This window comes from Mycobacterium ostraviense (assembly GCF_002705925.1).
GTDB lineage: Bacteria > Actinomycetota > Actinomycetes > Mycobacteriales > Mycobacteriaceae > Mycobacterium > Mycobacterium ostraviense.
Genome location: NZ_NKRE01000001.1, coordinates 1,587,808 through 1,601,903, shown reverse-complemented (window position 1 = coordinate 1,601,903; position 14,096 = coordinate 1,587,808). Strand labels below are relative to the sequence as shown.

Annotated in this window: 12 protein-coding genes; 8 read left to right on the top strand and 4 right to left on the bottom strand. The window is 67.3% G+C overall.

The features are described 5' to 3' along the window. The first annotated feature begins 148 nt into the window (after positions 1-148). Positions 149-394 (top strand): DUF3107 domain-containing protein, encoded by a 246-nt coding sequence (locus CDN38_RS07190; protein WP_075511059.1) that lies wholly within the window; start codon positions 149-151, stop codon positions 392-394. Here the strand turns inward: CDN38_RS07190 and fasR are convergent. Continuing rightward, positions 391-1,074, bottom strand: a complete 684-nt coding sequence (gene fasR / locus CDN38_RS07185) for an HTH-type transcriptional activator FasR (RefSeq protein ID WP_075511058.1) — start codon at positions 1,072-1,074, stop codon at positions 391-393. The genes CDN38_RS07190 and fasR overlap by 4 nt on opposite strands. A gap of 194 nt (positions 1,075-1,268) precedes the next feature. Here fasR and CDN38_RS07180 point away from each other — a divergent pair, with 194 nt between their 5' ends. The 3 genes from CDN38_RS07180 to CDN38_RS07170 all read left to right on the top strand — a co-directional run bounded on the left by CDN38_RS07180 (position 1,269) and on the right by CDN38_RS07170 (position 4,704). Continuing rightward, complete coding sequence (locus tag CDN38_RS07180; protein WP_075511057.1) at positions 1,269-2,303, top strand: DUF3152 domain-containing protein; 1,035 nt, start codon at positions 1,269-1,271, stop codon at positions 2,301-2,303. Between the two features lie 196 nt (positions 2,304-2,499). Next, positions 2,500-3,678 carry an adenylyltransferase/sulfurtransferase MoeZ gene (gene moeZ, locus CDN38_RS07175; protein WP_075511056.1) on the top strand — a complete coding sequence of 393 codons (1,179 nt, stop codon included), beginning with the start codon at positions 2,500-2,502 and terminating at the stop codon, positions 3,676-3,678. 171 nt (positions 3,679-3,849) lie between these two features. After that, the gene (locus CDN38_RS07170) at positions 3,850-4,704 is read left to right on the top strand and encodes a TIGR02569 family protein (protein ID WP_075511055.1); all 855 of its coding nucleotides are present in this window, start codon (positions 3,850-3,852) and stop codon (positions 4,702-4,704) included. Here CDN38_RS07170 and CDN38_RS07165 read toward each other — a convergent pair. From CDN38_RS07165 to CDN38_RS07155, 3 genes are all read right to left on the bottom strand, one after another. After that, positions 4,693-5,010, bottom strand: a complete 318-nt coding sequence (locus CDN38_RS07165) for an MGMT family protein (protein WP_075511054.1) — start codon at positions 5,008-5,010, stop codon at positions 4,693-4,695. The two genes, CDN38_RS07170 and CDN38_RS07165, sit on opposite strands and share 12 nt — an antisense overlap. Next, entirely contained in the window at positions 4,998-5,798 is an 801-nt protein-coding gene (locus CDN38_RS07160; protein WP_075511053.1) for an alpha/beta fold hydrolase, read from the bottom strand. The genes CDN38_RS07165 and CDN38_RS07160 overlap by 13 nt, the downstream gene beginning before the upstream one ends. A gap of 71 nt (positions 5,799-5,869) precedes the next feature. Beyond that, entirely contained in the window at positions 5,870-6,079 is a 210-nt protein-coding gene (locus tag CDN38_RS07155) for an Rv3202a family protein (protein ID WP_063468890.1), read from the bottom strand. 409 nt (positions 6,080-6,488) lie between these two features. Here CDN38_RS07155 and CDN38_RS07150 point away from each other — a divergent pair, with 409 nt between their 5' ends. The 4 genes from CDN38_RS07150 to CDN38_RS07135 all read left to right on the top strand — a co-directional run bounded on the left by CDN38_RS07150 (position 6,489) and on the right by CDN38_RS07135 (position 14,056). Beyond that, complete coding sequence (locus CDN38_RS07150) at positions 6,489-6,911, top strand: Hsp20/alpha crystallin family protein (protein ID WP_075511052.1); 423 nt, start codon at positions 6,489-6,491, stop codon at positions 6,909-6,911. Between the two features lie 274 nt (positions 6,912-7,185). Continuing rightward, complete coding sequence (locus tag CDN38_RS07145; protein WP_075511051.1) at positions 7,186-7,503, top strand: J domain-containing protein; 318 nt, start codon at positions 7,186-7,188, stop codon at positions 7,501-7,503. A gap of 128 nt (positions 7,504-7,631) precedes the next feature. Next, the gene (locus tag CDN38_RS07140; protein ID WP_099319347.1) at positions 7,632-10,781 is read left to right on the top strand and encodes an ATP-dependent DNA helicase; all 3,150 of its coding nucleotides are present in this window, start codon (positions 7,632-7,634) and stop codon (positions 10,779-10,781) included. After that, complete coding sequence (locus tag CDN38_RS07135; RefSeq protein ID WP_075511050.1) at positions 10,778-14,056, top strand: ATP-dependent helicase; 3,279 nt, start codon at positions 10,778-10,780, stop codon at positions 14,054-14,056. The genes CDN38_RS07140 and CDN38_RS07135 overlap by 4 nt, the downstream gene beginning before the upstream one ends. Positions 14,057-14,096: the final 40 nt, after the last annotated feature.

The window sequence follows — 14,096 nt, the reverse complement described above, 5'->3', positions numbered from 1 at the left end:
GACGGTCCGGTGCCGGTTGGCGTGTCGGGCCGAGTTAGACCCAATCGTGATGATGGCGCTAGGGGCTGGGGGTACGGTCGGCGCCGGCGGCGTCTACTAGCCTGCTGCTGAAACGCCTGCGACTTCAACACCAACGGAAGGGGCCCCCGTGGAGGTCAAGATCGGTATCACGGATAGTCCGCGCGAGCTGGTCTTCGCCAGTGCACAGACCCCTGCTGAGGTCGAAGAACTCGTCGCGGCAGCGCTGCGTGAGGATTCGGGTCTGCTGAGCCTCAGCGACGACCGGGGCCGTCGGTTCCTGATTGATGCCGCCAAGATCGCCTATGTCGAAATCGGCGTCGCCGACGCTCGCCGGGTTGGGTTCGGAATCGGCGCAGACGCCGCGCGGAGCTAGGAGCGGGCAAGCGGCACGTGCGACAGACCGCCCCAGGCGAACTGCACGGTGCCTTCGACGGCGTCCGATTTGGAAATGGGGCGGTCGGAATCCAGCCAGTACCGGGCGCAGTCGACACTCATGCCGACCAAGCCCACCGCGATCATCCGGGCGCGGTGCGGGTCCAGGCCCGAGTCCTCACTGATCAGCGCGAACACCGCGTCGATGCATGATTCAGTGGCAACACGCACCTGCGCGGCGACCTCGGGCTCGGTGACATAGTCGTTTTCGAAGATCAGCCGGTACCCCTGGCCGTCGTGATCGATGAAGTCGAAGAATGCCTGCACAGCTGCGTGCAAGCGCCCGCGGTTGTCGGTGGTGGTGCGCAGCGCCTGCTGGACGCCGCACACCAAGTTGTCAACATGCCGCTTGAGCACCGCCAGATACAATTCCAGCTTGCTCGAAAAGTGTTGATACAGCACAGGTTTGCTGACACCAGCGCGGTCGGCGATCTCGTCCATGCCGGCGGCGTGGTAGCCGCGGTCGACAAAGACGTCGCTGGCCAAGACCAGCAACTGGCCACGGCGCTCATCGCGGGGCAGCCGATTGCCTTTGCGGTTCTGGGCCGGAACCTCCACCGGCCGCATCCGGTCGGCCGATCTGACGGCACGCCGTTGTGCAGCTTTGGCGAGATCGCTCATCGGTCCTCAATCCGCTCGTGCTGATTCGCGGGCGACTTGCCATCCCCGCGCCCGCACGGTTTATCGCAAGACATTACTACCCGAGGTGCCCGCCGATCCGAACAGACATTGTCGACGCTGGTTGGAGGGCTCCGGCCGGTGTATTCGGGCGCGCCAGGGGTGGCAGTCACGGCCGACTGTGCCATCCTGGGGAAATGACGTCCACCCGCCCGCCGGGCAGCACCGCTCGGGTGCCGGTGCTGCGCGAGCCGTGGCGTGAACCGCTGCGGGCCCAGCGTGACCCGCTCGGGCAGGGCGCCGGACGGCCGCGCGTCGGCCGCGACAGGCCGCGCCGATGGCGCAAACAAACCTGGCTGGGGCGGTTCGTGTCGACCTATGGCTGGCGCGCGTATGCGCTGCCGATCCTGATGGTGCTCACCGCGGTGGTGGTGTATCAGACGGTGACGGGGACGACGTCGCCCAGGTCGGCGGTGGCCGCCACCATTCATGACCCGCCCTCCATCGGTTCGGTGGGGACGGCGATCATCGACATGCCGCCTCGCGGTCTGGCCGCATTCGATGCCAACCTGCCGGCCGGAACACTGCCCGATGGTGGCCCCTTTACCGACGCGGGCGAAAAGTCGTGGCGCGTGGTTCCGGGTACCGCGCCGCAGGTGGGGCAGGGTACGGCAAAGGTCTTCAAGTACACCGTCGAGATCGAGAACGGGCTGGACCCGACGATGTACGGCGGCGACAACGCGTTCGCCCAGATGATTGACCAGACACTGGCCAATCCCAAAGGCTGGACCCACGATCCGCAATTTGCGTTCGTCCGGATCGACGGAACCGACAAGGCAAAGCCCGACTTCCGCATTTCGCTGGTGTCACCGCTGACGGTGCGTGAAGGGTGCGGTTACGAGTTCCGGCTCGAGACCTCCTGTTACAACCCGTCATTCGGAGCGGACCGGCAAGCACGCGTCTTCATCAACGAGGCACGCTGGGTGCGCGGAGCCGTCCCGTTCGAAGGCGATGTCGGGTCCTACCGGCAGTACGTGATCAACCACGAGGTCGGCCACGCCATCGGGTACCTGCGTCACGAGCCGTGTGACAAGCAGGGCGGCCTGGCGCCGGTGATGATGCAGCAGACGTTCTCCACGTCCGACGACGATGCTGCCAAGTTCGACCCGGAGTGGGTGAAGGCGGACGGCAAGACTTGCCGATTCAATCCCTGGCCGTACCCGATCGCCTGACCGGGGGCCCCGGCGCTGCCGCCGCACGCTCGACGCTCGAAAAGCCGGTGCAGCGGGCCGATGACGTCGACCCCGGGAAACAACACCGCCGGCCTGGGTGTTGATCTCATTGCCGTCGATTCGGACAGCTGCTGTGATGGGTCCTAGACAGGGCCCTGACAGTGCCTGACAACCGCCTGCACAGAGGAGATGTTCGGTGTCGACATCGCTGCCGCCCCTGGTTGAGCCCGCACCAGCGCTGAGCCGTGAAGAGGTGGCCCGTTACAGTCGCCATCTCATCATTCCCGACTTGGGTGTCGACGGGCAGAAGAGACTCAAGAACGCACGGGTGCTGGTAATCGGGGCCGGCGGGCTCGGATCACCGACGCTGCTGTATCTGGCTGCCGCAGGTGTTGGCACCATTGGCATCATCGACTTCGACGTCGTCGACGAGTCCAACCTGCAGCGCCAGATCATTCATGGTGTCGCCGACATAGGACGGTCCAAGGCCCAGTCGGCACGTGACTCGATCGTGGCCATCAATCCGTTGATCGACGTGCAACTGCATGAGTACCGGCTCGAGCCCGGCAACGCCGTCGACCTGTTCAGGCAGTACGACCTGATCCTGGACGGCACCGACAACTTTGCCACCCGGTATTTGGTCAACGACGCCGCGATACTGGCCGGCAAACCGTACGTGTGGGGTTCCATCTACCGCTTCGAGGGCCAGGTGTCGGTGTTCTGGGAGGATGCGCCCAACGGGCTGGGGCTCAACTACCGCGACCTGTACCCGGAGCCACCGCCGCCCGGCATGGTGCCCTCCTGCGCGGAAGGCGGCGTGCTGGGCATTATCTGCGCCTCGATCGCGTCGGTGATGGGGACAGAGGCGATCAAGCTGATCACCGGGCTCGGTGAGACACTGTTGGGCCGGTTGATGATCTACGACGCGCTGGAGATGGCCTACCGCACGATCAGGATCCGCAAGGACCCGTCGACGCCCAAGATCACCGAGCTGGTCGATTACGAACAGTTCTGCGGCGTGGTGTCCGACGATGCCGCTCACGCGGCCAGCGGATCCACGATCACCCCGCGGGAATTGCGCGCGCTGCTGGATTCCGGCAAGAAGCTGGCGCTGATCGACGTCCGCGAGCCCGTGGAGTGGGACATCGTGCATATCGACGGAGCGACACTGATTCCGCAGTCATCCATCAAGTCGGGTGAGGGCCTGGCCAAGCTGCCCCAGGACCGGATGCCGGTGCTCTACTGCAAGACGGGTGTGCGTTCGGCCGAGGCGTTGGCCGCGCTGAAGAAGGCGGGTTTCTCCGATGCGGTCCACTTGCAGGGCGGGATCGTGGCGTGGGCCAGGCAAATGCAGCCCGACATGGTGATGTACTGAGCCGGATACCGATCGTTGGCCAGGCGGCCGGTAGTGTGCCCCATTTGTCGGGCTCCTCAGCGGGTCGTGTCGACCCGCTCGGATATGGCGGGTCACCCGACTGTGCCCCATTTGTCGGGCTCCTCAGCGGGTCGTGTCGACCCGCTGAGGAGCCCGACTAGGCTGACCCGTGTGAGTGTCGAGCCACCGCCCGAGCACGTACTGGCGGCGTTTGGTTTGACCGGTGTGCAGCTCGCCTCGTTGGGTTCCAGCTGGGAAGGTGGCTGGCGGTGTGGCGAAGTGGTGTTGTCCATGGTGGCCGACCATGCCCGCGCGGCTTGGTCGGCGCGGGTGCGCGAAACCTTATTTGTCGACGGGGTCCGGTTGGCCCGGCCGGTTCGCTCGACCGACGGCCGGTACGTGGTTTCCGGCTGGCGGGCAGACACTTTCGTCGCCGGCACTCCGGAGGCCCGACACGATGAAGTCGTCTCGGCGGCGGTACGCCTGCACGAGGCCACCAGCAAGCTGGAACGGCCACGTTTCCTGACCCAGGGGCCCACGACGCCGTGGGCTGAAGTAGACGTCTTCATCGCCGCCGACCGCGCGGCATGGGAGGAGCGGCCGCTGCAGTCCATTCCGCCCGGTACCCGGTCGTCTTCGCCGACGGCGGATGCCGAGCGGTCGATCGATCTGATCAATCAGCTTGCCACGCTGCGCAAGCCGACCAGGAGCCCCAACCAGGTGGTTCACGGGGATCTTTACGGCACAGTGCTGTTCGTGGGAGCAGCGGCACCCGGGATCACCGATATCACGCCGTACTGGCGGCCCGCGTCGTGGGCGGCCGGGGTGGTCGTCGTCGATGCGCTGTCGTGGGGAGAGGCCGACGACGGACTCATCGAGCGGTGGAGCGCGCTGCCGGAGTGGCCACAGATGTTATTGCGCGCGTTGATGTTTCGGCTAGCGGTGCATGCGCTGCACCCGCGTTCCACAGCCGAGGCGTTTCCGGGTCTGGCCCGCACCGCGGCTCTGGTCCGGCTAATGCTCTGACAGCCCTGGTGGCAACTCGTAACGCACCTGACCCAGCGGGACCCTGCCGTCGGTGCTGAGCACACCTTCGGCACGCAACAGCTCCAATTGCCGCGTGGTCAAATGCCGCGCCGGGCGTCCGGAGGCGTTGATCACCCGGTGCCAAGGCAAATCCGCGGAATCGGTACGCATGATCCAGCCGACGATGCGCGGACTGGAAAGTCCAGCCACCGAAGCGATGTCACCGTAGGTCGCGACCCTGCCGGGCGGTATGGCGGCAACCAGCGCGCGCACCCGCTCGATCTGCTCGTCGGTCACCGGTGCCATGGCGAGGGCGTTGCCAGGTGTTGGCGGATCAGCGCGGCAACCTCGGCGGGTTTGGCTTGAGGCACCATGTGTCCACAGTCGAATTCGTGCAGCACAAGATCGGCTTCCAGCCGTTGACCGAGGGCGGCGACGAGCTCGTCGCTGACATATCGCGGATCCGCCCGCCCCGCACGCACCAGCGTTGTCGGGGTTCCGGCTGGAGGCAGCATGATATCCCGAGCAAGCTCGCTCCAATAACACACCATTGCCGGCAGACTCATCCGCCAGCTATATCGCCCGCTCGGCAACGCAATGAGGTGCTCCGCGAGTTCGGCGTCGAGCACGGCGGGGTCCACATCGGCCCAGGCTCCCGTCGCCTTCTCCGCGCGCGCCGCGGCGGGGTGCGGATAATCGGGGAAGGCCACCATTCCATCGACCACCTCGCGTACCCGCGACCCATCCAGGCCGACCGCCGGATCAAGCAACACCAGCGCTGCTACCAGATCCGGACGCGCCGCCGACAGCCGCAACGCGACAGCACCGCCGAACGAGTGTCCGACCACCACAACCGGTCCGTCGGATTGTTCATCGACCAGTGCGACCAGCGCCGACACATTGGCGTCGATGGTCCACGGGGCCGCCCACGATGACCTGCCGTGGCCCAGCAGATCGGGCGCGGCGATGGTGACCTCGGGCAAGCGGTCGGCCAAGAGTTCCCAGCACTGCCCATGCTCGGTGACTCCGTGAATCGTCAGCACCTGGACAGGCCCGGACGGACCGTAACGGTGGACGTGGAGGTCGGCAGTCACGTGTCGATGGTGCCAGGTCGGATCACTGCGGGCCGTCGAAAGGGGCCCGCGGCAATTACATCAGCGGCGCGCTAGCGGTCGAGGTCCGCGTCGTCATCCGATACCGGAACGATGTAGGCCTGATCAATCACGTCGGCTTCGTTGGCTTCGCGATCCGCGGCATCGCTCAGGTAGGCGGTGTCCAATCCCGCTTCGTCGTCAAAATCGACGGTGCGGTGCTGTTCCGCCGCGTCCGCTTCGGGAACCTGATCCTGCGGCCCTACTCCGTCGGCATTGCCCATAATCGATACTCCTGCTGTAGCTCTTCGGCCGCTGGCCGGCCTGGTTGGCCTGCAGTCCGGCGTTGTCGCACGGCCACTGCGTACTGGCGGCTTCTCGCTGGGTCTTCCAGAACTTCCCGATCAACCATTCGGACCAGTGGCGGTCAGTTACCTGCATTGTGCCACCCGCTCCCCGGTTCGCTGCGATGCCCTATCGCTTCGGGCCCGCCGCGGTCTCGGGCCACTCGGTGGCGGCGGGCTGCGTTGGGGTTCGCCACCGCTGAAATGCGGTGTACACCAGGAGGATCGAGAACTGCTGCTACTGAATCGGAAATAAATTTGGTTGTCATGCTTGCGCGGAGCCGTTCGAGGTGGTAGATAGAACCTATGACCATCAACATAGATAATCGTTGCGACTAGGAGGCGAAATATGATGTTGATGCGTTCAGATCCATTCCGCGCGTTCGATCGTTGGACCGAGCAAATGCTGGGTACACCGGCGCGCCCGGCCGTCATGCCGATGGATGCCTGGCGGGAGGAAGGCCAGTTCATCGTCGAATTCGACCTACCGGGCGTGGACCCTGACTCGCTCGACCTCGACGTCGAACGCAATGTGCTCACGGTGCGCGCCGAGCGCCCTGATGTGGATCGCGAGCACGAGATGGTCGCGGCCGAGCGGCCGCGCGGTGTCTTCAGCCGGCAGCTGTTCCTGGGCGACACCCTCGAAACCGACAGAATCGAGGCCAGCTACCACGACGGCGTGTTGCGCCTGACCATTCCGATCGCGGAGAAGGCCAAGCCCCGCCGTATCGAGATCAGCCACAACGGGGAGCGCACGCCGATCAATGCCTGACGGCATTCGTTCCAGCCGCTCCGACTTTTAGCTGCAACATCTCGACGAGGAGGTGATGACGCCGGATTGACATCTGTTTGACGCTTGCGGCCCTCCGTGCCGTCTGTCGCCACAATAGACGCGCGACTGAGTCCGTAACTGCAGCGCATTGCCACCCAACGTGGTTGAGGTGAGGCTGCGCGGAGGGTGCCGGTAGAAGTGGGCGCGCCCCGGGACGGCGCGCCCACTTCCAGCAGCGACCCGCCATCACTCACGAAAGGCGCGGTGCTACTCCATGATTGACCCGTACGCAGTCCTTGGCGTTCCGCCCACGGCAACGCGGACCGAAATAACCCATGCCTACCGGCGCCAATTGCGCAGGTGCCACCCGGACGTGCGGTCCGGCAAACCAGACTTGGGCGCCGACGAACGGCTGCGGCAAGTTCTGGCGGCCTACCGCGTGTTGCGCGATCCGCAGCTGCGCAACGACTACGACCGCGCGGTTGCTCGCGTTCGGAAACACCGGCCGCCGGCTCGAATCGCGGTCAGGCGCAATGACGCTGCCCATGTCGGTGCGGCGCTGTGGGCGGGGCCGGTGCGCTGGCATCGGTGACGGCCGGCCGCTGCAGGCCGCGTTCGATCGCCGCTGAGGCCGCTCGATCAGCTGAGACCGGAACCATCCCGGGCATCACCGGCTCTGGCCGCCAGAGCTTGTCAGACCCTCGTGGTTGCATGGCGGCTATGTCATTGAGCTGGGGCGCCGAGGCGCACGAGCTGCTCGTGCCGGGATTGCGCGGGCTGGTGCGCGTGCTGGGGGGCCCGGGGACCGGTAAGAGCAGCCTGCTGGTCGAGGCCGCGGTTGCGCATATCGCCGCGGGTGCCGATCCCGAATCGGTTCTGCTGCTTACCGGTTCAGGCCGGCTGGGGCTACGCGCACGCAGCGCGTTGACGTCGGCGTTGCTGCGGTCGAGCACGATTGGATCCGGTCGGTCCGCGGTCCGCGAGCCGCTGGTGCGTACCGTGCACGGCTACGCCTATGCACTACTGCGACGGACCGCGGAGCGTTCCGGAGACGGGCCGCCGCGGCTGCTCACCGGTGCCGAACAGGATGCGATCATCCGGGAGCTGCTAGCCGGCGACCTCGAGGACGCGGCGGCCTCCCAATCCGCCTGGCCGCAGCATCTGTGGGCGGCGCTGAGCACCGCCGGATTCGCCAACGAATTGCGAAATCTGATGGCGCGCTGCTTCGAACGTGGCGTAGACCCGTGGGATCTGGAGCGGCTGGGCCGTCACTGCGGGCGCCCAGAATGGATTGCTGCCGGCCGCTTCGCCCGCCAATACGAGCAGGTGATGTTGCTGCGTTCGGCGGTCGGGACGGCGGCGCCACAAGCGACGGCACGGGCATTGGGGGCCGCTGAACTCGTCGGGGCGGCATTGGAGGCCTTTGCGGTCGATCCGGGACTCCTGGCCACCGAGCGCGCCCGTGTCCGGCTGCTGCTGGTCGACGATGCCCAGCAACTCGATCCCCAGGCAGCCCGGCTGGTCCGGGCGCTGGCCGCGGGCACCGAACGTGCCGTGGTGGCGGGTGACCCGAACCAGGGCGTATTCGGTTTCCGTGGCGGCGAGCCCGCCGGGTTACTGGGCGGCGCTGAAGGCGGACCCTCAGTGACTTTGACGGTGTCGCATCGCTGCGCGCCCGCGGTGGCGCGTGCCGTCAGTGGCATCACCCGGCGGCTGCCCGGTGGCAGTGCTGGAAAACGCATCGAGGGTACCGGGGGACAGGACGGTTCGGTCGCCGTGCGGCTGGCTGCCTCGGTGCATGCCGAAGCGGCGATGATCGCCGATACTCTGCGACGAGCCCATGTGATCGACGGGGTGCCGTGGTCGCAGATGGCGGTGATCGTCAGGTCGGTGCCGCGCGCCGCCGCGCGGCTGCCCCGGACGCTGGCTGCGGCCGGAGTTCCGGTGGCCATGCCGGCGATCGGCGGGGCGTTGTCGGCGGAGCCCGCACCGGCTGCGCTGCTCACAGTTTTGGCCGCGACCGCTGACGGGCTCACCGGTGAGCGGGCATTGGCGCTGCTCACCGGGCCCATCGGCCGCGTCGACCCGATTACGCTCCGTCAGCTGCGGCGGGCGCTGCAGCGCGGCCGGTCCGGTGGTTCACCGGGTGATTTCGGTGACGTACTGGCACAGACACTTTCCCCCGAAGCTGAATCCCACCCGCAGTTCTCAGGGCCGCAGGCCGGCGCGCTGCGGCGTGTGCGTGCCGTGCTCGCCGCAGCCGCACGGTGCCACCGTCAGGGTCAAGATCCGCGGTACACGCTGTGGGCGGCGTGGCATCGCTCAGGTCTGCAAAGTCGCTGGCTGGCAGCCAGCGAACGCGGCGGCCCGGCGGGTGTCCAGGCCGCGCGGGATCTGGAAGCGGTGACCGCCTTGTTCGACATCACCGACCAGTACGTCTCCCGAACTTCGGGTGCGTCGCTGCGCGGACTCATCGAGCATGTCGCGGCTCTGCAGTTGCCGCGCGTCGGCACCGAGCCGGTATTACCGACAGAACAGGTGATGGTGCTCAGCGCGCACGCCGCCCTGGGACACGAATGGGATCTGGTTGTCATAGCGGGATTGCAGGAAGGGCTGTGGCCCAACACCATTCCTCGTGGTGGCGTGTTGGCTACCCAGCGGCTGCTCGATGAAATCGATGGTGTCACCGAAAACGCCTCTGCCCGAGCACCGCTGCTGGCCGAGGAACGCCGGCTTTTGGTGGCCGCCATGGGTCGGGCCCGGCGCCGGTTGCTGGTGACGGCCGTCGACAACGACGCCGGCGGCGGCCAGGAACCGGCACTACCGTCGCCATTCTTTTCCGAGATCGCCCGTTTGGCCGATGGTGGCGGCGAACCCGCGGCGGCGCAGCCGGAGCCGGCACCGCGTGTCCTGTCGGCCGCGGCGGTGGTGGGTCGGTTGCGGGCTGTCGTGTGTGCACCTGACGGCGCAGTCGGCGACGCTGCCCGGGCATGTGCGGCAACGCAATTGGCGCGGTTGGCCAGGGCCGGTGTGGCGGGGGCCGACCCGGACGGGTGGCACGGGCTGATCCCGGTCAGCACCAGTGAACCGCTGTACGACAGTGGGGATGTCGTCACGTTGACGCCGTCGACCCTCCAGACGTTGAACGAGTGCCCGTTACGGTGGCTGACCGAGCGCCATGGTGGAGCCAAGCCGCGTGAGCTGCGCTCCACCGTCGGGTCGGTGCTGCATGCGCTGCTCGCCGGCCCGGGCCACAGTGAAGCTCAACTGCTGGCCGAGTTGGACCGGGTGTGGCCGCAGCTACCCTTCGAGGCGAGCTGGTATTCGTCCAATGAGCTTGCCCGGCACCGCGCGATGATCCAGTCGTTTGTCGAGTGGCGAGCGCGGACCCGTGGTGAGTTGGCCGAGGTCGGCGTCGAGATCGAGGTGGACGGCGTCCTGCAGACCCGCCGCGAGGACGGCGGAAGGATCCGGCTGCGCGGCCGCGTCGATCGGCTCGAACGCGACGGCGCGGGTCGGCTGATGATTGTCGACGTCAAAACCGCCAAGACGCCGGTGAGCAAGGACGACGCCCAACAGCACGCGCAACTGGCGATGTATCAGCTGGCTGTCGCCGAAGGGATGGTGCCCGCAGGCCATGAGCCGGGTGGTGCGCGTCTGGTCTATCCGGGGAAGTGCGGCACGACCGGCGCCACTGAACGCGAGCAGGATCCGTTGACACCGGCCGCTCGTGATCAATGGCGCGGTCTGGTGCGGCAGGCTGCCGAGGCGATGGCCGGGCCGCAGTTCATCGCCCGACGCAACGACAGTTGCTCGAACTGCCCGATCCGGCCGTTTTGCCCAGCACACACTGACAGGTCACCGCTGTGAAAAAAGCCCGCTACAGCCCCGCCGAATTAGCTTGTGCGCTGGGGCTTTTTCCGCCCACGGAGGAACAGACAGCCGTGATCGCCGCGCCGCCGGGCCCACTGGTGGTCATCGCCGGTGCCGGAGCCGGCAAGACCGAGACGATGGCGGCGCGGGTGGTGTGGTTGATCGCCAACGGCTACGCCGAACCCGGCCAGGTGCTGGGCCTGACGTTCACCCGCAAGGCCGCCGGCCAACTGCTGCGCCGCGTCCGGTCTCGGCTGGCGCGGTTGGCCGGGCTGGAACCCGGCCCGGCGGCGCGCGAATCCGCGGGCGCTCCGGTGGTCAGCACGTACCACGCGTTCGCCGGGTCGTTGCTGCGTGACTACGGCTTGCTGCTGCCGGTCGAGCCCGACACCAGGTTGCTGACCGAGACAGAGCTGTGGCAGCTGGCGTTCGAGGTGGTCAACGGATATCGCGGTGAGCTGCGTACCCAGCGGAACCCGGCGGCGGTCACCGCGATGGTGTTGCGGTTGTGGGGCCAGCTAGCCGAGCACCTGGTGGACACCGGGCAACTCCGCGAAACCCACGTTGAGCTGGAACGACTGGTGCACACCCTGCCGGCGGGCCCTTATCAGCGCGACCGCGGCCCCAGCCAGTGGTTGCTGCGGATGCTGGCCACCCAGAATGAGCGCGCCGAGTTGGTGCCGTTGCTGGATGCGTTGCTCGAACGCATGCGGGCCGGGAAGGTGATGGACTTCGGGATGCAGATGGCGTCTGCCGCGCGGCTGGCGGCGTCGTTCCCGGATGTTGGTCGCGAACTGCGGAACCAATTCCGGGTGGTGTTGCTCGACGAGTACCAGGACACCGGCCATTCCCAACGGGTCGCGTTGTCGTCGTTGTTCGGCTGCGGAGTCGACGACGGGCTGGCGCTCACCGCGGTCGGGGACCCGATTCAGTCGATCTACGGCTGGCGCGGTGCCTCGGCAACGAACCTGCCGCGCTTCACCACCGACTTCCCCCTCTCCGACGGCACACCAGCGCCGATCCTGGAGCTGCCGACCAGTTGGCGTAACCCGCCGCGAGCGCTGCACCTGGCAAACGCCATTTCTGCGGAGGCGCGCCGGCGATCGGTCGCGGTGCGCGCATTGCGGGCACGCCCGGACGCCCCGCCCGGAACCGTTCGCTGCGCACTGCTCCCCGACGTGCAGGCCGAACGTGACTGGATTGCCGACCACCTTCAGGGGCACTACTTGCGGGCTCGGGCCGATGGCGTCGGCCCGCCTACCGCAGCCGTGCTGGTGCGCCGCAACGCTGACGCGGCACCCATCGCCGATGCACTGCGCGCCCGCGGGATCCCGGTCGAAGTGGTTGGGCTGGCCGGCCTGTTGTCCATTCCAGAGGTCGCCGACGTGGTGGCCATGCTGCGCCTGGTGGCAGAGCCGACGGCCGGAGCCGCGGCGATGCAGGTGCTGACCGGTCCCCGCTGGCGGCTCGGTGGCCGGGACCTGGCAGCGCTGTGGCGGCGCGCGCTGGGCCTGGCGGGCGGCCCGAACGAATCGTCACCCGAGTCGATTGCGGCGGCAGCCGGCCCGGACAGCGACACCCCCTGTCTGGCCGACGCGATCAGCGACCCGGGTCCGGCCGACTGCTACTCGGTGGCAGGGTATCGGCGCATCGTGGCGCTGGCCGGCGAACTGAACCTGCTGCGTGCACAACTCGGCCATCGCCTACCGGATCTGGTTGCCGAGGTGCGCCGCGTGCTGGGTGTCGATTGCGAAGCCCGCGCCACATCGGCCGCTACCGCAGAGTGGTCAGGCACCGAGCATCTCGACGCTTTCGCCGACGTGGTAGCGAAATACGCCGAGCGGGCGACCTCGTCGAGCACGGAAGTGCCGGCAACGGCGTCGGTGGCTGGTCTGCTGGCCTACTTGGACGTGGCCGCAGAAGTGGAAAACGGATTGCCCCCCGCGCAGCCGGCGGTTGCACGCGACAGGGTGCAGGTGCTGACCGTGCATGCCGCAAAGGGCTTGGAGTGGCAGGTCGTGGCGGTCGCGCACCTGTCGGGTGGAGTTTTCCCGTCGACCGCGTCGCGGACCACCTGGCTAACCGACCCCGGTGAGCTACCACCACTGCTGCGCGGCGACCGCGCCTCGGCCGGGGTGCTCGGTATCCCGGTCCTGGACACGTCGGCGGTGACCAATCGAAAACAGCTGTCGGACAAGATCTCCGAGCACCGTCGTCAGCTCGATCAGCGACGTGTCGATGAGGAGCGTCGGTTGCTATACGTGGGAGTCACTCGTGCCGAGGACACCCTGTTGATATCGGGTCACCACTGGGGCGCTGCCGGGGTCAAGCCGTGCGGCCCTTCGGAATTCCTCTGCGAAGTCAAAGACATCATCGATCACTCGGTTACGGCCGGCGATCCGTGCGGGACTGTGGACCAGTGGGCTCCCGCACCGGCTGAAGGTGAGCGTAACCCGTTGCGGGACAATGTTATCCAAGCAGTCTGGCCAGCTGAGCCGCTGGGCGCGCGGCGCGCTGACGTGGAACGCGGGGCCCGGCTGGTGGCTGAGGCAACAGCGGCCGAAGTGATCGACGCCTGGGACGCTGACACCGAGGGGTGGACCCATGACGTCGATGCGCTACTGGCCGAACGTGCGCGCGCGGTGCAACCGCCGGCCCGCGAGCTGCCGGGCCAGTTGTCGGTCAACGGTCTGGTGGAGCTGGGCCGCGATCCTGCGAAGGCACGGCAGCGGCTAGCCCATCGTCTGCCGTCGCGTCCGGATCCGCAGGCTTTGCTGGGCAACGCCTTTCACTCCTGGGTCCAGCAGTTCTACGGAGCCGAATTGCTGTTCGATCTCGGAGACCTTCCGGGTGCCGCCGACTCCGACGCAAGCAACGCCGAGGAGTTGGCCAAACTGCGGGCGGCGTTCACCGCGTCGCCATGGGCTGCTCGCACCCCGATCGCGGTGGAAGTGCCGTTCGAGATGCCGATCGGCGACACCGTGGTTCGCGGCCGCATCGATGCGGTGTTCGGCGATCCCGACGGCGGCGTCACCGTGGTCGACTGGAAGACCGGTGAGCCGCCACGCGGGCCGGAAGCCAGGCGGCAGGCCGCTGTCCAGTTGGCCGTCTACCGGCTGGCATGGGCTGCGCTGCTCGGCTGCCGGGAGTCATCGGTACGCACCGCGTTCTACTACGTCCGCAGTGGCATCACCGTTGTTCCCGATGAGTTGCCCGACGGTGCGGCGTTGGCCGCGCTGCTGGCTGACTCCGCTCGCCGTCGCGACACCTGATCGTGGTTACATGTTTCTCGTGCCTGTGTCGTGCTTTGGG